General features: G+C 37.5%; 30 protein-coding genes. 4 read left to right on the top strand and 26 right to left on the bottom strand.

Features of this window, described 5'->3' with window-relative positions:
- Positions 1-3: 3 nt before the first annotated feature.
- From CS931_RS10815 to rsgA, 15 genes are all read right to left on the bottom strand, one after another.
- Positions 4-315 carry a MarR family transcriptional regulator gene (locus tag CS931_RS10815; protein WP_099205808.1) on the bottom strand — a complete coding sequence of 104 codons (312 nt, stop codon included), beginning with the start codon at positions 313-315 and terminating at the stop codon, positions 4-6.
- A 73-nt stretch (positions 316-388) separates the two neighbouring features.
- Complete coding sequence (locus tag CS931_RS12725; protein ID WP_159459815.1) at positions 389-559, bottom strand: hypothetical protein; 171 nt, start codon at positions 557-559, stop codon at positions 389-391.
- Positions 556-825, bottom strand: a complete 270-nt coding sequence (locus CS931_RS10810) for a DUF4315 family protein (RefSeq protein WP_099205806.1) — start codon at positions 823-825, stop codon at positions 556-558. Before CS931_RS10810 ends, CS931_RS12725 begins: the two co-directional genes overlap by 4 nt.
- The gene (locus CS931_RS10805; RefSeq protein ID WP_099205804.1) at positions 822-2,204 is read right to left on the bottom strand and encodes a relaxase/mobilization nuclease domain-containing protein; all 1,383 of its coding nucleotides are present in this window, start codon (positions 2,202-2,204) and stop codon (positions 822-824) included. The genes CS931_RS10810 and CS931_RS10805 overlap by 4 nt, the downstream gene beginning before the upstream one ends.
- Positions 2,204-2,536 carry a hypothetical protein gene (locus CS931_RS10800; protein WP_099205802.1) on the bottom strand — a complete coding sequence of 111 codons (333 nt, stop codon included), beginning with the start codon at positions 2,534-2,536 and terminating at the stop codon, positions 2,204-2,206. Before CS931_RS10800 ends, CS931_RS10805 begins: the two co-directional genes overlap by 1 nt.
- Positions 2,523-2,912 (bottom strand): plasmid mobilization protein, encoded by a 390-nt coding sequence (locus CS931_RS10795; protein WP_143826247.1) that lies wholly within the window; start codon positions 2,910-2,912, stop codon positions 2,523-2,525. The genes CS931_RS10800 and CS931_RS10795 overlap by 14 nt, the downstream gene beginning before the upstream one ends.
- 271 nt (positions 2,913-3,183) lie before the next feature.
- Positions 3,184-4,542, bottom strand: a complete 1,359-nt coding sequence (locus tag CS931_RS10790; protein ID WP_099205799.1) for a cell wall hydrolase — start codon at positions 4,540-4,542, stop codon at positions 3,184-3,186.
- Positions 4,543-4,601: 59 nt separating this feature from the next.
- Positions 4,602-5,960: a hypothetical protein gene (locus CS931_RS10785; protein WP_099205797.1), complete on the bottom strand. Its 1,359-nt coding sequence runs from the start codon at positions 5,958-5,960 to the stop codon at positions 4,602-4,604.
- Complete coding sequence (locus tag CS931_RS12720; RefSeq protein WP_159459814.1) at positions 5,957-6,133, bottom strand: ParB N-terminal domain-containing protein; 177 nt, start codon at positions 6,131-6,133, stop codon at positions 5,957-5,959. Before CS931_RS12720 ends, CS931_RS10785 begins: the two co-directional genes overlap by 4 nt.
- Positions 6,130-6,915, bottom strand: a complete 786-nt coding sequence (locus CS931_RS10780; protein ID WP_099205796.1) for a ParA family protein — start codon at positions 6,913-6,915, stop codon at positions 6,130-6,132. The genes CS931_RS12720 and CS931_RS10780 overlap by 4 nt, the downstream gene beginning before the upstream one ends.
- A gap of 68 nt (positions 6,916-6,983) precedes the next feature.
- On the bottom strand, positions 6,984-7,547 hold the full coding sequence (locus CS931_RS10775; RefSeq protein ID WP_099205794.1) for a molecular chaperone GrpE: 564 nt from the start codon (positions 7,545-7,547) through the stop codon (positions 6,984-6,986).
- 238 nt (positions 7,548-7,785) lie between these two features.
- On the bottom strand, positions 7,786-8,961 hold the full coding sequence (locus tag CS931_RS10770; RefSeq protein ID WP_306341544.1) for an ATP-binding cassette domain-containing protein: 1,176 nt from the start codon (positions 8,959-8,961) through the stop codon (positions 7,786-7,788).
- Between the two features lie 12 nt (positions 8,962-8,973).
- Positions 8,974-9,441, bottom strand: coding sequence for an ABC transporter ATP-binding protein (locus CS931_RS10765; RefSeq protein WP_099205792.1), 468 nt, complete (start codon positions 9,439-9,441; stop codon positions 8,974-8,976).
- 775 nt (positions 9,442-10,216) lie between these two features.
- Positions 10,217-11,266, bottom strand: a complete 1,050-nt coding sequence (locus tag CS931_RS10760; protein ID WP_242964978.1) for a phosphotransferase enzyme family protein — start codon at positions 11,264-11,266, stop codon at positions 10,217-10,219.
- Positions 11,253-12,332: a ribosome small subunit-dependent GTPase A gene (gene rsgA, locus CS931_RS10755; RefSeq protein WP_099205791.1), complete on the bottom strand. Its 1,080-nt coding sequence runs from the start codon at positions 12,330-12,332 to the stop codon at positions 11,253-11,255. The genes CS931_RS10760 and rsgA overlap by 14 nt, the downstream gene beginning before the upstream one ends.
- Before the next feature lie 657 nt (positions 12,333-12,989).
- Here rsgA and CS931_RS10750 point away from each other — a divergent pair.
- On the top strand, positions 12,990-13,616 hold the full coding sequence (locus tag CS931_RS10750; RefSeq protein ID WP_099205790.1) for a hypothetical protein: 627 nt from the start codon (positions 12,990-12,992) through the stop codon (positions 13,614-13,616).
- 216 nt (positions 13,617-13,832) lie between these two features.
- On the opposite strand, the gene CS931_RS10745 is transcribed toward CS931_RS10750, so the two are convergent.
- Together CS931_RS10745 and CS931_RS10740 are read right to left on the bottom strand one after the other, a co-directional pair.
- The gene (locus tag CS931_RS10745) at positions 13,833-14,591 is read right to left on the bottom strand and encodes an SDR family NAD(P)-dependent oxidoreductase (protein ID WP_099205789.1); all 759 of its coding nucleotides are present in this window, start codon (positions 14,589-14,591) and stop codon (positions 13,833-13,835) included.
- Positions 14,592-14,634: 43 nt separating this feature from the next.
- Positions 14,635-15,882 carry an L-lactate MFS transporter gene (locus CS931_RS10740; protein ID WP_099205788.1) on the bottom strand — a complete coding sequence of 416 codons (1,248 nt, stop codon included), beginning with the start codon at positions 15,880-15,882 and terminating at the stop codon, positions 14,635-14,637.
- 278 nt (positions 15,883-16,160) lie between these two features.
- Between CS931_RS10740 and CS931_RS10735 the strand changes: the two genes are divergently transcribed.
- From CS931_RS10735 to CS931_RS10725, 3 genes are all read left to right on the top strand, one after another.
- Complete coding sequence (locus CS931_RS10735) at positions 16,161-17,063, top strand: LysR family transcriptional regulator (protein ID WP_099205787.1); 903 nt, start codon at positions 16,161-16,163, stop codon at positions 17,061-17,063.
- Between the two features lie 100 nt (positions 17,064-17,163).
- On the top strand, positions 17,164-17,991 hold the full coding sequence (locus CS931_RS10730) for a MerR family transcriptional regulator (protein ID WP_099205786.1): 828 nt from the start codon (positions 17,164-17,166) through the stop codon (positions 17,989-17,991).
- A gap of 252 nt (positions 17,992-18,243) precedes the next feature.
- Complete coding sequence (locus tag CS931_RS10725) at positions 18,244-19,731, top strand: cellulase family glycosylhydrolase (RefSeq protein ID WP_099205785.1); 1,488 nt, start codon at positions 18,244-18,246, stop codon at positions 19,729-19,731.
- A gap of 145 nt (positions 19,732-19,876) precedes the next feature.
- Here the strand turns inward: CS931_RS10725 and CS931_RS10720 are convergent, their stop codons facing one another.
- The 9 genes from CS931_RS10720 to CS931_RS10680 all read right to left on the bottom strand — a co-directional run bounded on the left by CS931_RS10720 (position 19,877) and on the right by CS931_RS10680 (position 26,266).
- Positions 19,877-20,752, bottom strand: coding sequence for a methionyl aminopeptidase (locus tag CS931_RS10720; protein ID WP_099205784.1), 876 nt, complete (start codon positions 20,750-20,752; stop codon positions 19,877-19,879).
- Positions 20,753-20,793: 41 nt separating this feature from the next.
- On the bottom strand, positions 20,794-21,141 hold the full coding sequence (locus CS931_RS10715; protein WP_099205783.1) for a helix-turn-helix transcriptional regulator: 348 nt from the start codon (positions 21,139-21,141) through the stop codon (positions 20,794-20,796).
- 118 nt (positions 21,142-21,259) lie between these two features.
- Positions 21,260-22,066 (bottom strand): class I SAM-dependent methyltransferase, encoded by an 807-nt coding sequence (locus CS931_RS10710; RefSeq protein WP_099205782.1) that lies wholly within the window; start codon positions 22,064-22,066, stop codon positions 21,260-21,262.
- 76 nt (positions 22,067-22,142) lie between these two features.
- A complete protein-coding gene (locus CS931_RS10705) occupies positions 22,143-22,643 on the bottom strand; it encodes an ATP-binding protein (protein WP_099205781.1) in 501 nt (166 codons plus the stop codon).
- Positions 22,644-22,813: 170 nt separating this feature from the next.
- Positions 22,814-23,686, bottom strand: a complete 873-nt coding sequence (locus CS931_RS10700; protein WP_099205780.1) for a helix-turn-helix domain-containing protein — start codon at positions 23,684-23,686, stop codon at positions 22,814-22,816.
- A 184-nt stretch (positions 23,687-23,870) separates the two neighbouring features.
- On the bottom strand, positions 23,871-24,485 hold the full coding sequence (locus tag CS931_RS10695) for a DUF6273 domain-containing protein (protein ID WP_099205779.1): 615 nt from the start codon (positions 24,483-24,485) through the stop codon (positions 23,871-23,873).
- Complete coding sequence (locus CS931_RS10690; protein WP_099205778.1) at positions 24,472-25,032, bottom strand: effector binding domain-containing protein; 561 nt, start codon at positions 25,030-25,032, stop codon at positions 24,472-24,474. Before CS931_RS10690 ends, CS931_RS10695 begins: the two co-directional genes overlap by 14 nt.
- Before the next feature lie 71 nt (positions 25,033-25,103).
- A complete protein-coding gene (locus CS931_RS10685) occupies positions 25,104-25,472 on the bottom strand; it encodes a helix-turn-helix domain-containing protein (RefSeq protein ID WP_099205777.1) in 369 nt (122 codons plus the stop codon).
- A gap of 146 nt (positions 25,473-25,618) precedes the next feature.
- Entirely contained in the window at positions 25,619-26,266 is a 648-nt protein-coding gene (locus CS931_RS10680; protein WP_099205776.1) for a hypothetical protein, read from the bottom strand.
- Between the last annotated feature and the right edge of the window lie 102 nt (positions 26,267-26,368).

The following is a 26,368-nucleotide window of genomic DNA, read 5'->3' as shown; positions in this document are numbered from 1 at the left end:
TCCTTATTTCAAAAAGTGTTCCAATGCCTTTGACAGCTGAAAAACCTTAATCTTTGAATTGCCAAGTTTTAAATCCGTGCGGTTAGAATATTTTCGATAATCTTTGATATAACCTCTCTTCTTAAGTCTTTGCAAAATATAAGTTAGTGTACGACGTTTAATATTTAAATCATCTGTAAGCTGTTCCGCTGTCAAACCCTCTGGAAATTCCATCAATAGTAAAATGATGTCACCCTCAGACCCTTTAAGATTTCTTCTTGTCCAACGGATAAAAGCCCTTGTGTCAAGTGTAGCCTTTGTTACTCTTACCTTCATAATATTATCCTCTCATATCATAAATAAAAGCAGCTGCTAAGATTTCATAGCAGCTGCTTTTATTTATATGTATTTATTTTTTTAGCTCTTTATTAAGATTGTCAATTTCAAGTTTCTTATCTTCAATCTCCCTCTCCAGTGATTCAATTTTTTCTCTATACTTACGAAAGTAAAAACATTTAATTCCAATCGCATACAAAATAGAAAGAATTAAAAGAGAAATTCCTATCTGCAGATAAATCATATTACATCCTCCTTACTTCCGGATTCATCGACTTTTTTAGAAGACTCAGAAAGTAAATCTTGTAAAACAGACCGAAGCTCTGTAATCGGCATATTGGCTTCTTTTGCAAGATTCTTAATATCAAAAACAGCGAGTTCTTCAATTTCCTGTTCCAACTTCTTAATTTTTTGCTGCTCACCTTCAATTTTTTCTTTTCTCTTTTCAATGGATTCTTCAATTTTCTTAATAGATTCACGCTTTGCCTGAATTTTATTTGCATTTGTCATTTTGATAACCCCTTTCGTTGTGTTCTGCCTTGAATAGCAGCATATTCATTTTCGATTCTGTCCACTATGTTTTGTGCAAGCTGAACTTTCTCTACTCTTTCTTGAACATTCTGCATTCTCTGATTAATTTCTTCAACAGAATCATTTTGATATTTAACTAGATTTATTACCTTGTCCGGATCAACCGTTGCGTTCACTTTCATTTTTTTGAGCTGCTCAAGAGCAAACTTATACTTGTCCAGTTGCTCTTTATGTTCCTTATGATAAAACGATTTTTTCAGAAGAGAGCAGCTTTCATATTCCTGCCAAATGGGTAAAGTATCATGATAAGCCAAAAGATATTTTGCAGCCTGTGTGTATTCCTGATTTTTTCTATTCATCTGTTCAACCTGCTTTTGAGAATGCTGCAGAGTTTCAGATAATTTTTCTTTCCGAATGTCAAAATCATCATATCGTTCAATTTTTTCTCGACGGATTGTTAAGAGCGTTTCAGCAAGCTCGGCTGTTTTCTCTAAAAGTGTCCGTCTAGATTTTTTCTGAATTAAATCTGCATAAGTTTCTGGTACTTTGACAGAAGTACCTTCTTGAGAATCAAGTGTAGGAACCTTTTCGTTTTGAATAAATCTTTCCGGGTGTTCAACGCGTTCTAGAATCTTTTCTTTAGAATAATCACCGGGTAAATTCATTCCACGCATAAAACGTTTTCCGTCCGGGTGTTTAAAGGCAATATGCTTACCTTCTTTGATTTCTACTCCCATAGAGATAACAGTAGATTTAAAATCCTCAAAGCTTTTGGCTTGGGCAACAGCCGAGTCTAACAATGTAGAAAGACTTTCTCCTAAGGTTGGCTCTTTCTTCCACTTTTTATTTTCCTTTACTCTTTCACGTTTTCCATACAAAACGGATAAATTATTTTCTTCGCAAAGTCGATCACTGATATCTCTCAACTTTTTCACTGTCTTGTATGGGACAGATTCAAATTTTTTCAGATTATAGTAAGACGTGGCATTAAAGATAATGTGATTGTGGATATGGTCTTTATCAATATGAGTAGCAATAACATATTCATGTTTTCCCTCAAGAAATTCATCTGCCCATTGCTTGCCAATGGCATGCGCTTGTTCAGGTGTCAGATTATCTTCCGGAGAAAAACTCTGCATCATGTGGTAGGCCTTGATATCTGAACCGCCTACTTTTGAATAATCTCCCCGAACATTTTTGGCAAGTGCATAAGTAAAATCAAATTCCATAGAAGCCACTTCTGGGTCAACATTAAAACCCCACACAAGCAAACTTCCATCGGTTTTTTCAGGATTCATAATATATGCTAAAGACTTTCCTGTTGTTCTTTTGATTTGTTTAATTTTTGTCGTTGCCATTATCCCAACTCTTTCGCATCAGCTAAAAATATTTTTCCACTGCGAGTTTTTTCAAATGAAAGATTCCATTTGGTTTTATTTTTCACCTCAGCAAAATTTATACTTTCACTTCTTGGCCCATAAACATCAGGATTCAATTTACTTCTCCACAGATAAACGCAAAACTTATCTCCTGCTTCTGTTCGAAAAAAGCAACCAAGGTTCATGTTTTTTCCCCATGCTCTAAAATTGAGAACGGCAGTAATTGTTCCGGCTGCTTCTACAAATTTATATTGCTTTAGTCCTGCTTGCTCTCTTTCTTCTTTTGTGGTAATGACATCAAAATGATTCATCTTCCTTTTCTCCTTTCGTCTTATAAAACTTTTCCTCATTCACTAAATCCGAAATGACAGAAGCAATTTGAGCTTTTGCTTTTTTATAAGACTCTGCAATATCTTTTACATCGTCCTCATAGATACTCTGCGTCGTATTGGCACGTTTGGCTATCATATTGAGGTTCTGAGCAATCCGACCAAGTTCTCTTGCTGTCTGCTTAAGATAATCAAAATTTCGCACGATGAGATATCCGTTACATAACATTTTGCGAGCATATAGTGAAAAATTGCGAACTCCCACTTTTTGCATATTAGATTTCATAATGCGATTTTCTTCTGCAGAGAGAAAAACTTTCTTTTCAATTTCTCTCGTTCGATTTTTTCTGACTTGCACAAAAATCACCTCGCCTTTTTAGGATTAAAAAAGGGCATGGGGCTTTGCCCCATGAACCCCAGTAGGAGGGTGGAACCCTCCTACACTACCAACGAGCATTGAAAGTGTTCCCACACTTACCCAAAATCCAAAATTTTTCAACTCTGAAAATTTTTGTTTTTTATCTTTTTGGTGGCTTCGCCCCCAAACCCCTGACGAGAAAATTTCTCAAAACAGAAAGTTGGTGTTGTCCGTCAAAATGACAAATTATTTTTTCAGAGAACTGAAAATCTCATATATAACAGAAATAAGTTGTAGTTCCAAGAACACGGTCATAGTAAGTGCTGTAAATTGTTCCTTGTACAAATTGACTTTGTCCAACTACTCCTTTAGGTAAGGTACTTCCTTTTTCAAGAATATATTTTGCATTTGCAATGGATTTAGCACTGGGTTCTTTATAGATACTTCCATTAGTAACGCACTCATATTGTCCTCTCTGGAAAATAACGTCTTTAACGGTATTGGGATACCGGGAATCTTTGGTGCGATTTAAAACCACACTACCCACATCCTGCTGAAATGTATCTTGCAGCCAATCACTTCCGGCTTCGGCATTAATCACTCGGGATAACCAATATAAATCTTCTTCGCTATACTTCCCATAGGTTGTAGGATATAACGGAGTTGCATAGCCAAGGATTGTTACGTTTGTGAGTGAATATGTATTTTGCTCTACCCTATCCCCTGAATTCCCCTCGACTGTATGAACAAAGTTCTCGTCGGAACTTTCTACAATCCCGATATGGTCTGAACCATAATCTGTAAGGTCCCATAGAAAATAAATTAAATCCCCGGGTTTAGGAACATACCCTGATTGCCTTTCCTGCCACAAACCTTTACTCTTCCATGTGTTCACTCCTGCCGTGCAGCTCGCATGTTTAAAAACAATGTCATCGCTCAAATAACCCACTCTGTCGGCGCACCACGAAACGAAAATAGCACACCAGTCTACACGTCCGCCAAATCCATACCAAGACCAATAAGGCCGTCCGCCAACTTGCCCAAGCTGAGATAATGCCATCTCGACAATACTCATATTACCATTTACGTTTCTCTGGAAACCGGAAGCTCCTTTAATAAAAATATAGGGACACATTTCTTTTCCGTCTTTGTAATAATCAATGTGCAACCTATCCCCCGATGTATTTCCGATAATGTCATTCTTTTTAATTTCCTGACCTATGCTAACTGTCGGATTGAGATTGACATAGACGATTTCTTTTTTCTTATGAGAAATCTTAACGTAATTATCTCCTGTATCGGTCACGGTTCCCTTTATGCCGGCAGAAACTTTTTTTCTGGTCGACGTAATAATATCTATTCCAGAGTTTTCGACCACACTGTCATTCTCAAGATTATATCCATATCTTTTGGCAAGCTGAAAAGTTTCTCCTTTAAAAGGAGATTCAATTTCTTTTTTAGACATGAACACTCCTGATTCATTCAGTAGCTTATACGAATCATATTCTCCCTCCTTAAAGACAACATTTTGATTGAGGTGAACCCACGAATCAAAAACCTTACTTTGTACTGAAATGCTTTTGACTTTCTTTTCTTCGAAAATTTCTTCTCCGTCTTCGTCAACACCCATAGGTTCGTCTTTATAGTAAATATTGACGGAATACGAATAAAGCTGTTCATGAATTGCTTTTACTTCGCTCTTGACATTTGTGCCGCGCTCTTGACATTTGTGCCGCCAAAAAGTCCGTAGATAAACTTATCGAAAGCATAGTCTTGATATTTGGCATCTAAATACGCTATGAAACTGTCGGCATTGGTAACAACTTCGAATGACGTCCGATTAATTTCAGATCCATTCAAATAGAAATGGTAAACGTCAGCTCCTGTATTTTCAGTGCGTACCTCTTGACTAAATTCAGCATCGAGTTCTGTAACATATTTATAAATCTTAGATACTTCTACATCATCACTCTTTAAAGTAAAACTTGGCATAATGGCGGTTATTGCAGTTACACATACCATTGCTAAAACTATTCCCATAAGAATAGGTAGTAACGTAGGTGCTACACTGGCCAACAACTTTGTAATGGCAGAAAATATTTTTACGGTAACTTTTCCAATTTTGTATACTGCTTCTCCTGTTTTGCGAGCAGCCCTAGCAGCCCGTCTGGTACGCATAACAAAATCTCTTGTTTTTGTTATGGCCTTCATACCATCATCTTCACTGCCTTGAAAATTCTTTATACCTGCAACTACATTCTCTCGAATCAAACCTTTGACTGTGTGATTTCTTTTAAGAGCAGCAGTTTTATTTTTATCATTACGATGTAAAAGAGGTGATTGATTTTTTTTAGAGAGATTTTGCTTTTGAATGGAATTTTTGTCCTGCGCTCTCCTGATAGCACTCTTTTTTTCCTGAATAGGTTGATTCAACTGAGAACGATTCAATAATGAGGGTTTAGACAAACGACTTCTAAAAGATTTTTCTTCTGTGCGACGTGAAACACTTCCCAGTGTTTTGCTGTCAGTATTCTGAATTTTATACTCTTTTCTTTCCTTTAAAATCTGGCGGACACCCGCCAGATTCTTCACTGTCCTAACTGCTTGAGATTCTGCTAAACTTGTTGTCTTTGAACCGACATCATCATCTTTTTGGCTGCGATAAGTAGACCATACCATTTCTGACATATCGTGATTCTTGCGAACCAATTCAGAACCTCTTACTTTGTCTGTAGGAAAACGTACAGCTCCATAAAACCCTTTTCTTTCTACAGGACTGGGAATTCTCTTAAGACGATAGGTTTTTTTCCTTGTATGGCAACTTTCTTGATTGGCTGTTATCTCCGCATTTGAAGAATAAGATTCTGCTCTAGAAGAAGTTGATGTTGCCTTAGTGCGATTGATACGTCTTCCTGCAAATTTAGCAGAAACAGCTTTTCTGTTATCAAACACCATACTTTTTTGGGATTGGTCTTTTGTCCTTGTTAAATCCGATCTTGCCATTTTTCTTCGCATTGCAATTTCAGAATGCTGCTGTCTTTCCGTCACAAGAGGATGTCCTCTAATCTTTCGCCACTATATAATTTGAATTTGTGGTCAGGAAAGGGTTGTAATTGCTTAAGTAGCATTTCTGTATTTCCATTTGCAACAGGAGCTGATATGTCAAGAATATCATCTAAGAGGTCAAGCTTAATCATTTTTGATTTATCTGGTTTACTCATAGTGTCAGCTCCTTTACAAAATTTTGGTACGCAATGGCTGCCTTATTATTCGGCATATATTCACAAATAGTCTGTCCATACATAGCAGCCTCCGCAACCTTAATCGTGCGAGGGATTCGTGTTTCAAAGACAAGAAGTTTGCCGCCATATGTACTGTCAATCATTTCTTTAATCTGATTTGAAACAATCGTGTTCTTGTTATCCATCGTAATGAGAATTCCCTCAATCTCCAGTTCAGGGTTTCCGGCACGCTTGATTTTGGCATAATGCTTGACAAGCTCTTGTAAACCTTGAGCCGATAAGATTTCGGCTTGTGTGGGGACAATTAAACTGTCGGCACACATCATCGCATTGACCATAGGAGTTCCGACCTGCGGCATACAATCAATAATTGCATAGTCATATTGATTTTTTATAGTGTCAACATATTCACGCAGCATATATTCTCGAAAATCAACTCCGGCTAGGTTACGCTCCAATGAAAACAACTGACTATTTGACGGAATTAAATCTACTCCGCAGTTAGTTTTCACAAGATAACTCTCTAACGCAGGCAAGGGTTCTTCAGCAATAATACAATTTAACAGAGTGGAAATAGTAACTTCCAAAGTATTAGGATTTTTTACACCCATAAGCAAGGTGGAATTGGCCTGTCCGTCAAAATCAATTAACACTGTCTTTTTACCTTGTTTTGAGAGGACATAGGCTAGAGCAGTAGCCGTTGTTGTTTTGGCACAGCCGCCTTTTTCGTTCATGATTGCGATTACTTTTGTTTTTTTCATGGTAGTATCTCCTTAAAATTAAAATGCCGACTGCTTTTGACAGTCGGGAGAATGGCTTGCATATATAATTAAAAAGCTAAGGTATCTTTTTTAGCTTTCCAATCCATAATTCTTTGGATTTCAGTTTCAAGCGAATATTCAGCAGGGATTTCACTGGCAGCACCCTTTTCACTGCACTGGAAGTTTTCAAAGTAGGTTTCGATTTCTTCCTGATATTCGGCTAATTCTTTGGTGAGCCTATCAACATCTTCTTGAATTTCATTCTGTGTCATCCACTCATCAGAAAGAGTGTCTTCAATTTCTTCCTTGGTGTTGTCAATTACAGCTAAGGTTGCAAGAAAACTGTCTAATTCATCGATTTCTAACAAATAACTAAGCAGAGTTTCATTCTGCTTATGCGCAAAGTAGCAGTGGTCAAACCATTCTTTGGCATAAGCTCTCTCGTCAGATCCGTTTGAATAAGTACCGTAAACCAAATCGCCAACAAAATTTTGCAGCAGCTCTGACGGAGTTAATCCGGATTTTCCTGTTCTTCCATACAAACGATTCACGTCTGCATCGGATAAATTTAGCGTAATAGTTCTTGGCTTGATTGTAGCAATTTCCTTTTGTTGTTGCTTATAATAATTCATGGTAATATCTCCTTTATAATAAAAATGCCCGGCTGCTTGTACAGTCGGGGAGAGTATATAACATCAGCATAGCTGAGTTTTCATTAATAAGAATGTATGATATAATAATAATTATTAATACATTATCTTGCTTATATTTCGAATCCTTCTGCCCCTGCCATATATTTACAAAACCGCTTGAACATAATGTTTAAGCGGTTTTGTTTTTATCTATACACGATTTTACTGCACACCCATTTTATTCTTCCATCAAAACACCATTTGTTAATTTATATTCCTTGTCACAATGTAGAAGCATCTCTGGATCATGTGTTACCACAATGCATATCCGGTCGTGTGCATATTCTTTTAATGAATTTTCAAAAACTACCTTTGACTCCGCATCTAGATTTGATGTTGGTTCATCAAAAATCATCATGTCGTAGTTGCAATAGAAGGTTCGTGCAATCGCAATCCTCTGTGCCTGCCCCATTGACAAGTTTTTTCCGTTTTCCTCAATTTTCGTATGCACTCCCCCTGGCAGTGAGGCAATGCATTCTGTCAGGTTGGTTTCTCTCAAGACTTTTCTCATTAGTGATTCATTGTAAGGTTGCGTCATGCAAATATTTTCCTGAATGGTTAATCGGTCACTTGGTGTATACCCTATGGCTATGTTTCTTTGCCTATTATCTCCTTCTGCATCATGTTCGAAGAATATTTCTCCCGAATTGCCGTGATACAAACCGAGCAGAAGATGAAGCAACGTCGTCTTGCCAGAACCACTACTCCCCTTTATCCCAATAGCTTGACCTTTTTTGAATATCGCTGAAAGAGTTTTTATGACCGGTTTTTCGTCAATAAGGCCATCAGAATTGTTATTTTTCAGTGGATAAGAAAAAGATAAATCTTTTATGACCAACTGTTGTAGTTTGTGTGGATCATTTAGGATAGGCTCTACTTCTTCATCCTCCAATATTTCTATTTCAGCTATTCGCTCTGAAGCCGCTCTAGCCATTGCACTTTCAGACACCCAGCGAGAAAAATTTGAAATCGGGAGAGAAACATAATTTGTCAATTGTATAATGGCAATCATTTCACTAATCTTTAGTTCTCCACGTAGAGAAAAAAATGTACCGACTATCAAGGTGATAATGAACACACCAAACGACATAAAGCTGTTCATAAAAGAGAACAGTCCGATACATTTTGCAAGTTTCATTTTACTATTTCTCTTATCCTTGTACAATATATTGAAAGAATTTTCTGTTTTCTCTCTCATGTTGTATAGCTTAAAAAGTGCAAGTTGATTTAAAACATCTTGAATGAAGGACTTTATTTTGTCATCGCTTTGAAGATTCTGTTCTGAAAGTCGTTGCAGAACAGGAGCAAAACGTGTAATAGAAAATGTTAAAACCGGTATAATTACAAGCATAATTAACGTAATCTGCTAGTTTAGCAAAAACATATACAATATTGCTAATATCGCTGTTAATGTTTCTAAAATGAACTGATTGCTTATACTGACAATAAATGATGCGACCAATCTTACATCTTCTGTCAATCGATTGAACAAAGCGCCTGAATGAAAACGTTCTACAGACAAGAATGATTTATAAAATAACGTTGTAATCTGATGCAAGCGCATGTTTTTTTCAAGAGAAATCTCAAATTTACTACTCACAATTTCAGAGAAAATGTTCATTGCCGCATAATAGATCAGCATTATAATGGCAATAACGGAAACAAAGGATAAAGAATTCTGTGATTCTCCATTTGCCACAGACATAATCTGCTGGATTGCAAATGTCAATCCCAAATAACTGATACTAGCTAAAATAGAAACCACAATATTGGATATAAACATCGCTTTCATTCCAATAATCTCACGACGAATCATGCTTACAATCTTTTTCATATTGAAACTCCTCATATTAATTTTAGGCTTAATCTATTACTAATTACATTCCATCTTTGCAATGGATACTCAAACTGAGCTTTCTATCATCCGCATACTTATCCAAGAATAGCTTGCATAAAACCCCATTAATTTCATTGTGCTTTTAGTCTTGGCACTATCCAATCGCTGCTACCTGCCCAGTTCAAATACCTACAATTATTACGTCACCAGTCTTTATTTAGTTGTTTTTCCTAATATTATGTATTTATTTTATTATATTATATATAATATTCCCTGTCAACTTTTCTGCCCTACAGTAGATTTTCTGTTCTTCTGCCATAAAAAATCACCCCCATATACCCTTTAATAGGAGTATGTGTGAGAGTGATTTTCCGTTATATCCATAGTGAGATGTGATAAACGAATTGTATCATTATATTTTCATAAGACCAAACATGGCTTGCCCTTGAAATGGATGTCGATAATCAAAGTACATTTTGTACCACTTGTCAATCCAATTAATGGTTTCTTCATCCTCTGGCGTACCTCTTAGCCGACCAATATTTCGCCTTGCACTCCATGTGATATAACGTTCCTAATCATCGTTAGAGTCTGTCGCGAGATAAGAAATGAAGTAAGCCTTGTTCCCTAGACATTTCGTTGAGTTTTGACAAAGGTAAAACCTCACCTTCAAAATCTAAGGAAACCATACTGATTAGATATTCACTATCTTCTATTTTATATAATATTGATTTAATAATAATTATCACCTTTTCGCCTTACTCTTTTCAATTTAAGTTAAGCAAAATGGCTGCTTATGTGAATATGTTTCGCTAAAAAATCCCAAAAAAGGAATATCTTCTTCCACGCACTTGCAGAAATACTGTAATTCCTTATCATCTTTGATCGTGTCGCCACCTTCTAAACGGTCAAGTATCATTTCCAAAAGATTAACACTGATAAAAAACGGTAATTTTTCTATGTCGTTGTCGGAAAGTTCGGTTTCTGAGCGATACCCTTTTAGGACAACTTCAAAATAGCGGCTCATAAATTCACGGCGTTTTTGTGCATCCTCCTCCCAAATCGTCCACCCCACACCATTTTGCCATAATGATGCCAAGTCAAACATAAATGGGCAATAGCAACAGTTGTCAAAATCGAAAACAGTGAGATTTCCTGTATCAAAATCAATCATATAGTTGCCATCGTTAAAGTCAAAATGCACCAAGCCATAATTATTGGAATCACGCTCCTGTTCTTGCAAATTTGTGACAATATTAAGCAACTTAGCTTTTAGTTTTTCATATTGTTTCGGAACAAGGTTATCAATATACTTCTCCGTGTACTTGTCAAAAAAACTATACCGTCTATGCACAGGTTGATACATTTTAGAAAGTTGATGTATCTGCCCTAATATTTTACCGCAGTTCAAAAAATACTCTTCTATCGGCACACCTTCACGATATTGATAGTTGCGCTCACGAAAAATCTCCCCCTTTGATTTTTCAAAAACAGCAATAAAAAAAGTGAAATTTTCCCATCTTAACACACTCAATAAATCGTCCTTCTGTGTAGCAACTACATTGGCAACGCCTGCACCATTTTCGTGCAAGTAACGCACAAATTCAAGTTCGGCAAGGTAATCACCTTTTGTCCTGTCATTCTGAAACGATACCCGAATTACTTTATCGTCTGCAACTGCATGTGTACAATTATAGACAAGGTTTCGACCACCGTTATGTGGTGGAATCTGCTTAATCATATAATTGTTTAAGCTGTAATCTTCCTTAACCACCTCAAGTAAATGTTGTTCAAAAATCATGTTCGCTTTATAATAATCCACGTTTTTTCCCTTTCTTTATCTGACGCTGTGACATTTTAATAGCAATATTTCGTGTATTTTTCTCTCTTAAATACGCAGATTTATTTTCCACAAAATCATTTTCTTCTTTTAATGATTGATAGCTTTCCCAACGTTCTGCACTAAGTTCACCACGTTCAATTGCCGACTTTACGGCACAGCCGGGCTCGGTTTGATGCTTGCAGTCCGAAAATTTACACTGCCCAAAATAACTTTCAACATCGGTAAAGCTTTCGCTTAATCCCTCTGAAACGTCCCACATACCAAGTTCTCGCATACCCGGTGTGTCGATGATCATGACGCCACTTTCAAGACGAATGAGTTGTCGGTGTGTAGTGGTATGCCTGCCCTTGCTGTCGTCTTCACGAATGCCATTCACCGTCATAATCTCTTTGCCAGCCAGAGCATTGACAAAGCTAGATTTACCAACACCTGACGAACCAAGAAGCACAATGGTTTTGCCATTTTTTAAATACTCTGAAAGCGATTGAATGCCCAGTCCAGTTTTTGCGCTGATGGCAAATACACCCACGCCAATTGCTATTTTTTCTACTTCAGCTACATAACTGGCATAATTGTCTACCAAATCCGCTTTTGTCAGCACAACAACAGGGATAGCACCGCTTTGCCAAGACTGCGCCAAATATCGTTCTAGCCGACGGGGATTTAAGTCATGATTAAGGGACTGCATAATAAAAACATAATCAAAATTGGCTGCAACCACCTGCTCTATTATCGTTTTCGTAAAATTCTTTGCATGCCCAGAAAAATCGTTTCGGGCAAATTTTGATTTGCGTGGCAAAGTGTGCAAAATTAAGCTGACACCTTGTGACTCATACTGTATTTCCACAAAGTCTCCCGTGGTAGGAAATTCCTCCGTGCTATTGTTATAATATACGCTAGATTTCAACTTTGCCGAGCACTCACCAAAGCTTGTCATAATGACATAACTTTCTTTATGAACTGCCAACACTCGCGCGTATTGTGTATTTTCTTTTTTATAAGTTGGCATAAAGCCATAGTCTTTTACATTAATAGTAATCACCATTCCTCCAAAATAATAAACGGGCTGCTAAATTTGATTTATAAATTCTTCCTTTCTGAAAAAAGGCGCAAAAATGCCATAGCAAGCGGCCGTTCATGGCTGCTTGCTATGGCTAATTAGGCATAAAAATAACACACCCTAAAGTGTGTTACCATTTGCTTATTTAACAAAGCTTCAGTATTCACGAAAGGTTACTTTTAGGCACAGTGAAAAAAGGGATACCCCAAATCAGTTTGCACCTTATTCTATTTTAAATGACGGACACCTCAAAAAATACAGTCATCTATAAAACTCCTTTCGAACCTGCTTTGCAGGATATTTCCTGTATTATAATATAAAAATTCATAAAACGCAAGAGTGATTCACATGTTTTTTTGCTATATTGACTTCTTTTGCAACCTTCTTACTATCAAAAAGAGTACGTGCTCCAATTTCTTGTTCCATCAAAATACCATTTGTTAATTTATACTTCTGGTCTCCCTATAAAATTAACTTTTGGCTGCTTCCAGCTGTGTAAGAAATTCACAAAACTCTTTTGGCTAGGTTTTAATCTCTCTAGGCGTATGCTATAATTAAACTAATTAGTACGCATTTTCTCTGCTAACTCAAATTTTTGTACTTTCTTAATCTTATTTTAAATATCAAAGAGAAGGAGTAACTATGAAATCGAAATTATGTTTCTTAAAAATTATTATTCCTCTTCTAGTAATAACGCTATCTGTAGTCTGTTGGAATCACGCGCTCACTGATATTCGGTATATCTATTGTAATGGCGACATCTATGAGGTAGTAAGTCCACTAGATTCATATCAAAAAATAGAATATAGAGATGTAAAAGCTGATGAAACTTTTATAGTAGACTCCTCTACCATAAAAAGTGATTCTCAATTCTATACTTATAAAGCTGAAATAAAGAAACGTAAAACCTATTACCTAACTGTTTTCGATGAACAAGGAGCTCTTAAACTCTCTGACGATTTTTATGTTGACTTTGTTCTTTTGGGTTCTGATTTTACTTGGGCAAAATCTCCCGACAAGAACACGCTAAGTGGATTTGAATATATTTCAGTTCTAATCACGCATTTGAGATTAAATGAAATTCATGACAATCTAAATTCATATAGAAATATTTTTATTGTCTGTGAGATAATCGGATATATCATAATATTAGGAGTTGGACATTTCTTATGGCAACATCATAAACAAAAAAAGTGGAAAATGGCTCTATGTATTTTTATTGGGGCCATATTCATTCTATTTGGCTATTCTGTTTTAAACGCTATCTGATGATTGTCAAACTGTGCCTACCACCACAAAACAAAGCCACCTAGACAAAGGTGCCAGCCATTCACCTATAACAATGTCATTCTATCAATAAAAGAAGGTAGGTATCAATCTCCGAAATTGATACCTACCTTCTTTATTACATTTTTTTATACTTCCTATTTAAAATTTACATTGTCTTATGATATACAGCGTAAAAATCGTACAATCCCTTAGCAGTTAAATGACAGTATAGCCACCGTCAATTCGAAGATTTGCGCCTACTACATAAGAAGCTTTATCGCTTGCTAAAAATGCCAATGCCTCTGCGATTTCTATCGGCTCTGCAAAACGACCAATTGGGTGAGCGGCAATCTTAGATTTGACGAGATCGGCCGGAAGATTTTTTAGCAAAGGAGTGTTAACATATCCAGGAGAGATTGTGTTAAAACGAATTCCCTGAGAAGCATAGGAAACTGCACAAGAAGTCGTAAAATTGGTGATACCTGCTTTTGCGGCTGGATATGCAGTTGAATTGGGGGCTCCTACAACGCCAAGAATAGAACCAACGTTGACAATAGAACCCTTATTGCAGCCTTCGTTCAACAGCATTTTTCGAACAGCATATTTGTTGCTCATAACGATACCAATCATATCGGTGTCAATTACGCGCTCAAAGTCAGAAAGCTCCATTTCGTGCAAGGGTGCTTTCTTTTCCGGAATGCCGGCATTTCCAATTAAAATGTTCAGTTTACCATAAATTCTAATTGTTTCATCCATTAAGAATTTCACTTCATCTTCTACCGTTATGTCGCATTTTACGAAGGCAGCTTCTCCGCCTTTTTCTTCGATGGCGTGCACAACGCTTTCTCCGCGTTCTTGGTTACGTCCTGAAACGATAACCTTTGCGCCTTCTTCTGCAAACAAGTAAGCGGCAGCTTCTCCGACACCAGAGGTAGAACCTAAAATAACAGCAACCTTATTTTCAAGTAATTTCATTTTTTCCTCCCAGCCTATATGGCTATGTTCATAGTTTTTAGATTTATTTATTTCGGTTAAGCGAGCGATTAAGATGGAATACAGCTGCTATTCCCAACAGAGCCAATACGATAGAAATATAATAACCTGTGGTGAATTTTCCTGTAGTTGCATAAAAATAGGTGGCCAATTTAGGGCCGACAAAAGCAGCTAAAGAATACCCAAAGAAAATAATACCATAGTTAATACCTAAATTCTTAGAGCCAAAAGCTTTTGCTGTGAGAGGGGGAAACACAACCATAGGGCCGCCAAAAGCAAAACCGAGAATAGCGACAGCAAGATAGAACGCAATTTCTGATCCTTGACCTGTAAAACTAATGATGATCAAAGCAATAATTGTTAAGGTAAAGGAAAGAATGAGCGATTTTGTTCCGCCAATTTTGTCGTAGATAGTACCAAAACTGAGTCGGCCAATAAAATTCATGATGGTAGAAACACTCACCATAAGTGCTGCTACTTGTGTTGTCAATTGAATTTGAACCGTAGAAATCGTGTAAAGCACGCCAATCATCATATTTCCGGCACAAGCAACCGCCATAAATATGAACAACATCTCATAGAAATGGAAGGTTTTTACCATCTGCTTGGGAGCAAGATCTGTTGTTTGTGCGGTTGTTGCTGAAGCAGAAGCTTGTGTTTTTTCTTCGGGTGGATTCCAGCCTTTAGGCTTATATCCAACAGGCGGTTGCGCTTGTGTTACAGCAAAGAAAAGCGGAATAATAATGACAGCCAGACCAAAGAACAAAAGTGTTTTATTGACGCCCAAAGAATGGTACCCTGCATTTAGAATAGGTGCCATTGCAAACGGTCCCAGTGAAGCAGATGACAATAGTAAGCCAGAAGCTTTTCCACGTACATCCGGAAACCATTTGAGTGTAGAAGTAAGTAAAGCATTATAAAGAATACCGGCGCCCAGCGCAGTTACAACGCCAAATGACAGATAAAACATTAGAACGGAGTCAGCCATACCGGTAAGAATCCATCCTAAGCCACAAATTGGTGCACCTACAGCAACAATCAGCTTGCAGCCATGCTTGTCTGCATATCGTCCGGCAAAAATACCAACGGTAGAAAGGGTTAGAAGATACAACGCATAGGCCAGTGTTAAAGAGTCTAAGGTAAGTCCCTTTTGTTCGGCCACATTGCTGCTAAGCACAGAAAAAGTGGCGTTAACAGCGAGAAGAAAAATGGTGAGCCATGCACCAAGAAATATAAGCCATCTTGGGTAGCTCTTGCTACTGTCTTGTTTCATAAAATCCTCCTGAATAATAATGAATTCGACGCATAAAGATATGAATCAGAGAAACTTCATCAAGCTGGTTACCATCAAAACTTCCGCTCATTTTGATTGACAATCCTAACAAATTGTCAAATAACTCCTTGAAACACCCTAAATTCTACATAATTTTACGCAATCCTTCAGTAGTATAGCAAATAACTATTGTTAAAAAAATAACTTTTTGGTATAGTATTCATAGCACCAAGCTATCAATCAAACTTTTTAACCCACGGTATAAAAGGAGCCAACAAATGAATTACAATCACTTAAAATACTTTTCGGTTTTGGCACATCTACAACACTATACAAAAGCAGCTGATGTTCTACAAATCTCTCAGCCTTCTCTAAGCAATGCCATCAGACACATGGAGACAGAACTTGGCGCTTATCTTTTTGAAAAACAAGGACGCAATGTTCGGTTAACCAAATACGGAAAACGGTATTTAGAATATGTGGATAAATCTTTGGATTTTTTAGAGGTGGGACAAAAAGAACTTGATAGCATGGTTAACTTAGAAAACGGGCGCATACAATTAGGCTTTATTGCTTCTGTATCTGCCACTTTAGTTGCACCTATCATGTCTGATTTTTTAAAGCAGCATGCGGGTGTTCGCTTTCACTGCCAAGAAGGCACTTCTTATCAATTAATTGATGATTTAGAGCAGGAAAAATACGATATCGTCATCTGCTCTCAAAAAACGGACAACCCTAACATCCGCTTTCAAGCGCTTTGGGAACAAGGCTTGACCGTCATAGTCCCTTGTAATCACCCGCTCAGTCTTAAAAATTCGGTTTGCATACAAGATTTAGCCCCATTCCCCATCATTTATTATGATAAAACAGCTGGTACTCGCCCTCTAATTGATAATCTGTTTCAGGCAGAAGGATGTACACCGAATATCTTCTGCGAAGTAGGAACAGATTTTTCTATGGTAGGCATGGTTGAGAACGGAATTGGAATTTCAATTGTATGTGACACTGATATGATTCGCCTATTCAACGTAAAAAAATTACCTTTAAAGTGTTCGTCTTACAACCGAATTATTTACATGGCTACCATGCAAAACAGCTTTGTGGGTGCAGCACCATTAGAGTTTTCTAAATTTTTGGTAGAATCCGTTAAGTGTACGGATAAAGAAAAGCAAAAAGGTTGAAAAAACAAAATAAAAAGATACAATAGTAATAATGAAGGTACTTTAACAATTTTATTGAGCGTATGATTTTGAAACTATACATAAAAGCGGGTGATTTTTTATTAAGGAATACTACACCATTGGAGAAGTGGCTAAAATATTCAAGTTGTCTACTCACACACTGCGGTATTACGATGAAATCAATTTATTAAAGCCATGGAAAATCGAAAAAAACGGCTACCGCTATTACTCAAAGGCTCAATTTGAAATGATATCGACTATCCTATTGTTGCGTTCTATTGGTACACCCATCAGCAGATTAATTACTGTTTTGGAACATGAAAATGCGAGCCTAATTGAACAAGAATTATCTAACTACACGCAAGAAATCGATAACAAAATAAATGCACTGAAAAATCTAAAATCACAGGCGTTGATGCTTCAAGATAGCGTAAAAGATACCTGCTACGACAATCAGATTACGGTTAAAACGATACCCAAGTTGTGGATGTTGGCAAAAAAATTTGATACGCAAGAAAATGACGAACTAGATATTAACGAAATCGTGAATGCGAATGATTCAGCACAAGAAAATTGGAATTCTTTTGCCAACATCATTTCTACTATTGACAAGAAATCTCTTTTGGCTGGCGATTATCATACTTATAATCAATATGGTTATATTTCAGAGCAACCGTGCAAAACTAATCGAGTAGACCTGCTGCAAGTCGTTGAAAGTCGGCTATGCGTGTGTTGTAATGCAAAAGTAAACCGAATTGACCATTTAGATATTGATGAGGTCTATGACAAAATGCTGCAATACATTACTTACAATAATTATCGAGTGGTAGCAGATGCCATTGAAAGAAATGTGCTGGACTTATATGCAGGCAGAGAAAAAGATTTGATTTTATTTTTTAAAATCTATATCCCCGTGGAAAAAATTTAGGCTTTAGATTATTGCCAATAAAAAGGATGGATTGCGGGTCAATCCATCCTTTTTATTTTTAACATTGTTGGGATTATAAAGGCTACTTTTCTCTGTATATAAACTGATTGAATACATTGCACTTCTACATTTCAGTTGACATTAGAGTTACTAGAAGGTTTATACTTTTGAATGAAATTCTGTTGTATGAAACAACGACTTGGTTTATTGTTGTTTCACGTAAAGTAAACTTTAAAGAAGGAGTTGCTCCCTATGAAAAAATTAGTTACTTCAAAAGGAAATATCTTTGTTGATTGGCTAGGTCGGCACACACTGCTGCATGGAATCAATATGGTTTGCAAAGAAAAAGATCGAAATTATATCGGAGATTATCATGACAAAGACTTTGAAACCTTACGTAACGGGGGCTTCAATGTTATCCGTCTGGGTATTTTTTGGGATGCAGTGGAGCCAGAACCAGGGAAATATGATGAACACTATCTTAGCAAGATAGATGAATTGATTGCCATGGCTGCAGCGCATGATATTCACGTGTTTTTAGATATGCACCAAGACTTGTTTGGCAGTCAATTTTCTGACGGCGCACCTGATTGGGCAACTCTTACTGACGGCTATGAACATGTCCAAACAGATTTGTGGAGCGAATCTTATTTGCTAAGCAGAGCTGTTCAAACGGCATTTGATAATTTTTGGAATAACAAGCCCGCCTGTGATGGTGTGGGCATACAAGACCATTATATTCATATGTGGAAACACATTGCATTGCGCTATAAAGACAATATCACGGTTATTGGTTATGATGTCATGAATGAACCTTTTATGGGTTCAGGTGCAAGTGAAGTTTTGCAAGCTTTACTCAGCGGTCTAGCCGAAGCGATGCCAAACAATCTCGCACTGAATCCAAATGATTCTTTGGCATTATGGTCTGACTCTTCGAAAAAAGAGGAGTTGATAGGACTTCTTACCGACAAAACTCTCTATACAAATCTAATACAAGGTGCGCAAGGTTCTTCACAGCAATTTGAGAAAACGAGTCTTCGCACATTTTATAATAGAATTGCCAGAACTATACGAGAAGTCGACCAAGAAACTATGATTTTTTTGGAAACCAACTATTTCAGCAATGCCGGGATGACTTCAGCCATTACCGCTATCGTAGATAAAAACGGTTTGCAAGACCCAAATCAAGCATATGCCCCACATGGCTACGATATTTTGGTGGACACAGATTTATATGAACAATCATGTAATGCAAGGGTGGAGGTAATATTTGAAGCTCACAAACAGGTGCAAAATAAATTGAATCTGCCTCTGCTAGTTGGAGAATGGGGTTGCTACCCCAACGCCTCAGAAAAGCAGTTGGAGCAAGCGGCTCATCTCGTTCAAATCTTTGAAAAAGACTTAGCCAGTGATACTTATTATGACTTTTCTCATCTCTACCACAATCCTATTTCCAAAGTAATTGTCAGACCATATCCCATGAAAGCCGCCGGTCGCATTTTAGAATACAGCTATACTCATCAAAATAACCGTTTTCATTGCAAAATACAAGAAGAGAAATCTTCTACTGATACTGTGATTTTTGTACCGAATCTGGAATCCATCAAAGATGTGACGTTAGTACCTTATGGACAAGGATATACCCTGGAACAAATAGACGGCAGCCATTCCGGCTATGTATTTCTTCCAGCTTTGGGATATCCGGAAATAAGACAGATTGATTTTTCTTTAATACAGTAGATTTAATCACTCAATTTGTCTTTTAATTTTCATGGCACTAAGCTATTCCCTTTCTTTTATTCTGTATTTTAATAAGCGAAAAGACCTGCGTATTATGCACAGGTCTTTTCGCTTATATTTCTATTTGAATAGCTACTACAGAGTGTTAATAGGTTAGCACTTCATGTCCTGTTTCTGTTACCAATACAGTTTTCTCCCATTGGGCAGAGGGTTTTCCGTCTACTGTATAAACAGCCCAATTGTCACCTGTATCTGTTACGATATCGGCTTTGCCCATATTCACCATAGGCTCTACTGTAAAAACAAGTCCTGGCACTAAAAGCATACCTGTCCCCTGTTTTGTCACATAACCCACCCACGGTTCTTCATGAAATTGTAAGCCAATGCCATGGCCTCCAATTTCCTCCACGACAGAATATCCATTCTTTATCGCATGGTCATTTACGGCTTGCCCCACATCCCCGAGAAATCCCCAAGGCTTTATCTGTTCAATGCCCAACTCCATACATTCTTTTGCAACATCAACCAATTTTTGCTTTTCAGGAGAAACTGAACCCACACAAAACATACGGGATGAGTCAGAAAAAAAGCCATTATAGATTGTCGACAAATCAACATTGACGATATCACCGTTTCTTAGAAACACATCTTTAGAAGGGATGCCATGACAGACAACGTCATTAATCGAAATACAAGAGCTTTTAGGATATCCCTCATAATGAAGATCTGCCGGAATACCACCAAGCTCTTTGGTTTTTTCATAAATAAGCCGATCTAGCTCTTCGGTGCTTACCCCGTCGATGATATAGTCTCCAATAAAATCCAGTAACGCAATATTTATTTTGCTACTTTCTCGAATCCCCTCAATTTGCAGTTTTGTTTTCAATAGTTTTCGTTGCGGTACTTCATGCCCTCTTAAACGGTATCTTTCTATTTGTTCATCCATAATGGAATGACATTTTTTATATTTGCGGCCGCTGCCACACCAGCATAAGTCATTTCTTCCAAATTTATCTAACATGTTATCTCCTTGCCCTAACAAATTTGGAGAAAGCAATCCATCTAAAGGTTAAGTCTGGCCAACTTGACACCACAAGCTTTTCGATATTGTCGCGGCGAGCATTGAAATTCTTGAGAAAAAGCTCTGGCAAACGCTTCTGACGATGAATACCCGTAACGAAAAGCAATATCGGTAATTTTGTCATTGGTCATGCAGAGATCATAAGCAGCCGCTTTTAATTTACATTGAGCAAGAAATTGCTTATAGGTCATGCCCATGTGCTCATGAAATTTTGCAGAACAGTAATACGGCGAATACCCAACATAAGCAGACATATCCTGCAAACTTGGGTTCTCTGTTATATTATTTTCGACCCATTTGGCCATTGACTTTATTGTTTGTAAAGACATTTGCCTCACTCCTTCCCTTAGTATATCAATTTTTGCTGATAATTACCTGATATAAGTTGCACAGATCATTATCATAGCTAAACTCGTCTGCCTGAATTTTGCCAAGCCGTTTGGCTTTTCACTGTTTTCTTGCTTTTATCACAAAAGTAGCCGGAAGCATTTTTGCTTTCTTTGCAAAATCGTCTTCTCTTAACGCCAACATATCTTCATCAGACTCCTCAATTAATTCTTCCATTATAAAGCCTGCCTTAGCCAGTACATTTATATACGTAGACAACTTACGATCGGATAAGGTAAGCGAACTATCGCCAAGGGTTACAGAATACCAAGACTCATCAAAATAGCTTTTTTTGAATAGTAGTGTATCGTTTTCTACCGCTACACATTTGTGGATGGGATGAGACCAGCTAAAAATAAACTTACCATCTTTTTTCAGATAGGAGGCAATGCGACAAAAGGTAGCTTCTAAATCGGTGGTCCAACCAATGGCATAAACTGAATACACAATATCAAAATAATTTTGCGGTATACCACATTCTTCTTCCATCGGTGAACAAACTAATTTTGCGGACAGACCATTTGCTGTTAAATGTTCTTCTGCCTTTTTAATCTGTTCTTGTGATAAATCAACACCCCATAGTTCTGACGCTTTACGTTCACCTACATACTGCAAAGAATGACCTGTTCCGCATCCTATTTCTAATACTTTCTTCCCAGTGATATCACCGAGAAGCTGACATTTTTCTTCTGAAATAAATGCGCCATAATGAGGCAGCGCCGTGGTGCCGAGAAGGTCATTTCCTTTTGTGTCCCAAAAAAGACTGTTGGCTCGATGAACCGTGTCTTTCTTCATGTGGATTGAAACCGCTTGACCAACCTCGCCGCCGCCAATAATATTCGTTCTGCTCACAGCATTCTTTTCCATATTTACCATCCTTAGAATAAATTACAGTACAATAATAACCGTTATCTTGTTAGAGAATATTTTGTCCTTTAAATCATCAATGGCTCATTTGAATCATTAATTCTGCCGCTTGTCCCGAAGTGATTCTTGATACATCAATTTTGTGCGTATTCAGTTTTGCATAAAGCGGAATCCGCTCTATACTCCTGTCTATCACATCTTCTTTTCGAATATTCGCATCCACATCCTTGCTTAACCGAGCAGAAAGTGCTTGTTCATCGCATACCAAAGAAATCGCGTGAATCTTACAATTTGCTGTATCAAGGCGCGAAACAATTTCATCTATAATAGCCTGTTGGTGCATCACCCAACAAAAAATTATGTTTTCGTAAGCAGAGCATTTAATAAACTGATTTAACAAAAAACAAATATTGTCCATTACCATATCTTTTGTTTCTTCTGTCACTTGAAAAGGATGCATATCCCAACACCAATCTCCATCAAGAAAAACGCTCTTATCCAAACTATTTTTCACAATTTGACAAGTCGTTGTTTTTCCTACTCCCATGGTTCCGCCCACTAAAAAAATATTCTTCATTTTTACCTCTCACACGCATTCTAACGGTTTCTATGTAATCCATACATTTTGAAAATGGCACTATAAAGCTAAAACAAGTATAGCAAAACCAGACATCCGTATCAATAGATGTCTGGTAATTTAATCAAGATAGATTTATGAAGTCATTTGCCTTCAAAATAATGTTCACTTCAGATTTTGATGGGGTGAAGCTCGATATAACCTCTAGCACCAATTGGTTCCAGCTGTATGCGAGGGTTTGACAAATCCCACTGAGCATCTATTACTTGGGGGTCATAATCAGCAATTGCCGCTTGCAGTTCTTCGATGGCAGGACAATATTCTTCTTCGTCAAAAGCTTCCCCTTTAAACATGAGATACTTTGCAGCTGGCAGAATAATGACATCTAATCCATCGGGAACAATGCCGTCATAATCTGCCGGAACCTCTACTCCCTGCACATACTCTGAAGTGCCGGGCTCGATATACTGCGACGGAAGCCATAAGCATACAGGTTCAGCACTAATTGATTTTATGCTTTGCAACAACCCCCATATGTCACAGCCAACTTCCTCACAATAGGCAAAATAGTCGGTTGCCTTGATTCCCCTTTTAATGAGTACCTTTCGTTCCGGTTTTTCAATTACTTGCACAAATACATTTTTCATAGTCTCCATTTTCTTCTCCTTTCGAGGTGTTCGATATTTTACTCCATAAGGAGTGAAAAGATAGAGAGGAACTGGATTCTTTGCATAAGCTCTTGGATTACACCCAAATTCTCGGAAGAATGCTCTTTGATAACCGTCCACGCTTCCAAACCCGAGTGATAATGCTACATCGATAATCTTGCAAGATTCATCCCGCAGTCGAATAGCCGATTTAGACAGACGCAACCTTCTAACATAATCTGCTGGTGTCATATTGGTATACTGCAAAAACAGGCGATAAGAATACCATGGTGAGAAACAAGACACTTTCGACAGCGAAGCCAGTGTAATTTCTTCGGATAAATAAGCTGCAATATAATCTTGCATTCGCTGAACAGCTTCAATTTGTTCTATCATCTTTTCACCTCCTCATGGCTCTTATCTTACCTCGGTAGGCAAAAAATTTCTCGACTATTTTTGCTTAATTCAATTTCGAATTAGCTAACGCATTTATCGTTCAACACACTTTTTGTCTGTTGGACGATTGCATTATTTAAAGCTACGCCGATGTCTTCTATGAGATTCTGTTTATATTTTGCAGTTACAACTTCAACCACATGGTTGGGCGAACACCGCCTGTACATCTGCCGTCGCTGAGATTTCCAATCAATATATTGTTACCTTGAATCCCGATATTACCGTCAGTGCCGTGAATATATACGGCTTTTACGTTTACTCTGCCCGGTGACCGAAGCCACCACCACCAATTCCAATCATTATCCTGAAGCATAGCCAGCCGTTTACCATTGTTCTTGTCTTTTCTTTCAAACCAGTAACGTTGGTTTTTTCCTTTGTGATATAAATTTGCGCTGCTGTCACCAAAATATTTACAGGCCGCCTCTTCAAGACTCAACAAAAACACATTGTCTGTCGTGTCATCTCCCCCTCGTGAACCATACCATGGGTTATCTAAATTTTGATTAAGCACAGGGATGATTCTTGCTTTTTCAGCTTCACTGAATCTGTCATAAAATTCACCATTTAGATATTTTCTCAGTGCACATTCTGCCCAAGTGGTATCTTTATACACATCATGGTAAGGGCGCTGTTCAATTATCTTTTCAGTTATCATCAGCACTTTGTCCTCTTGCTTGTCAAGCACACGCCAATCATAACTGCCAAAAGACAAGATTGTTCCAACATCAATCATTTCCATGTGTTTTCTCCTTAATGGGCAATAACAAGTCGAACTGTGTATCTTCCATTTTTGCTCCGTCCTGCATCATGTTGTAATAATTCAGCACTTCTTCAAAACACGGTTGCCCTTCGCTTATTTCATATTTTTCACTCGCCTTGACCCATTCTTGAAGCAAAGACCAGTCTTGTTGAAAATTCCAATCTCTTAACACATGAGCAGCATATGTTCCCCCAGCGAAGGTTTTCTTTACCAAAGGCGCTTTTACTTCCATGTCATCCGGTATGGACACCCATGCCTCATATGCAGTTGCTGTCTCCCCAATTCTGATTTTCAGGCTTTTGTCTGAACAGTCAAAGCCCATTCCTCTAGCATCAGGTTTCGCCTTTAGAAGTTTAGTTTCCCAAACAAATTGTTCTATTTTGCTAGTGGCTTCTGTTCCAACGCCGTATTCAAATTGCCCAGAGGCATAAGATGCCGCTACGGTCATTGGTGGAAGATAAACAATTCTCACATCTTTGTCTTTCAGTTTATTTAAAGCTTCATTTGCCTTGTTTAGTTCCTCCATTGGTTTCTCCTCCTGAATTGTGTTCTTCGGAAAAGAAAGACCGTCAACAACAGAAAACGCATAATTATCACTTAAATAATCCAATTGCAGGCACATATTTGCTTTTTCCTGCAAGTCTTTAACAAGACGCCCAATATAGATTTAACCGTTGCCAATGCCGTAATCTGCTCATCTATTTCACTCATATTGCGTTCAAATACTTCTATTATGCTTACCGCATTGTTGTTGTCAAAAATCTCACGAATCTTTTTAACAGAAACACGCAGTTTGCGTAATATGATGATTTGGCGAAGTCTGCGTATTGCTCCTTCGTCATAAACCCGATAAGCATAATCTTCTTTACGCACACTTTGAATCAGACCTACTTGTTCGTAATAACGCAGCATTCTGGTAGAAATACCGTATTCCTTTGACACCTGACTTGCTTTTTGCAGTTCCATTGTGCGACCTCATTTCTTTTTCCTTAGCTTCATCATAAAGCACGACACGGTGTTTGTGTCAAGGGATTTTTAAGCTTATTCTTTTTCTTACAATTCTACTTTGATTTTGACTTATTTACTGCTTTCCTCTATCTAATTGGTACTTACTATAATATAAACATAACTGCTATAAACGCATAAGCGTATTTAGTATTTCTATTCAGCACGATATAAACAGTCCCATATAGAATAGACATGAGAACAGTATATAAACCTGTGTTAAAATCCTGAAGTAAAATATGTACGAGCCCCCAAGTTAAAGCTAAAACCAAGCCACCCCAAGGTAAGTTTTCTTTTTTTGTAATCATATCTCCAAATTTTTGGCCAAACGCAATGGTCAATAAAATTAATGCAGATTCAAACAAATAGTAAATATTTTGAAAAATAGAAGTGATGAGCGCTTTATACTCTATAACTGGTTTAAACCCTTTGCACACGATAGTTGTAATTACAATGGCAATAACCGCTATGCCAATTGAAACCACCCAGCGTTTTGAGGAAATGGAATCTCTTTGCCCCATTAAATTAAGGTCGTACTTCTTTTTTGAAAAGTGCAAAAGAAAAGCCGTCATACTTCCCCACAAAAGACAAGTCAGCACCCAATGAGTCACATGATGAAAGGTCGTATAATCTGAGCTTTTTACCCCTAGTACAGTTGGCAAAAGCATAGAAAGGACAATTTCTAGCCCAAACCCCGCAAAGGCATACAGCGCTAATGCAAGAAAATCACTTGCCGTTCTCTTTTTTATCTTCATACCCATTCCTTCTTTCCTTTAATCATTTTCCCTCTGTTTAACATTTAACTCCTCGCCGTTTCGTCTATGGGTTCTTTGATTCGTTCTGTTAAAATAAAAGTC

Source organism: Scatolibacter rhodanostii (assembly GCF_900197595.1).
Lineage (GTDB): Bacteria > Bacillota > Clostridia > Oscillospirales > Acutalibacteraceae > Scatolibacter > Scatolibacter rhodanostii.
Note: the sequence above shows the minus strand (reverse complement) of the source record. Positions and strands in the feature narration are given on the sequence as shown.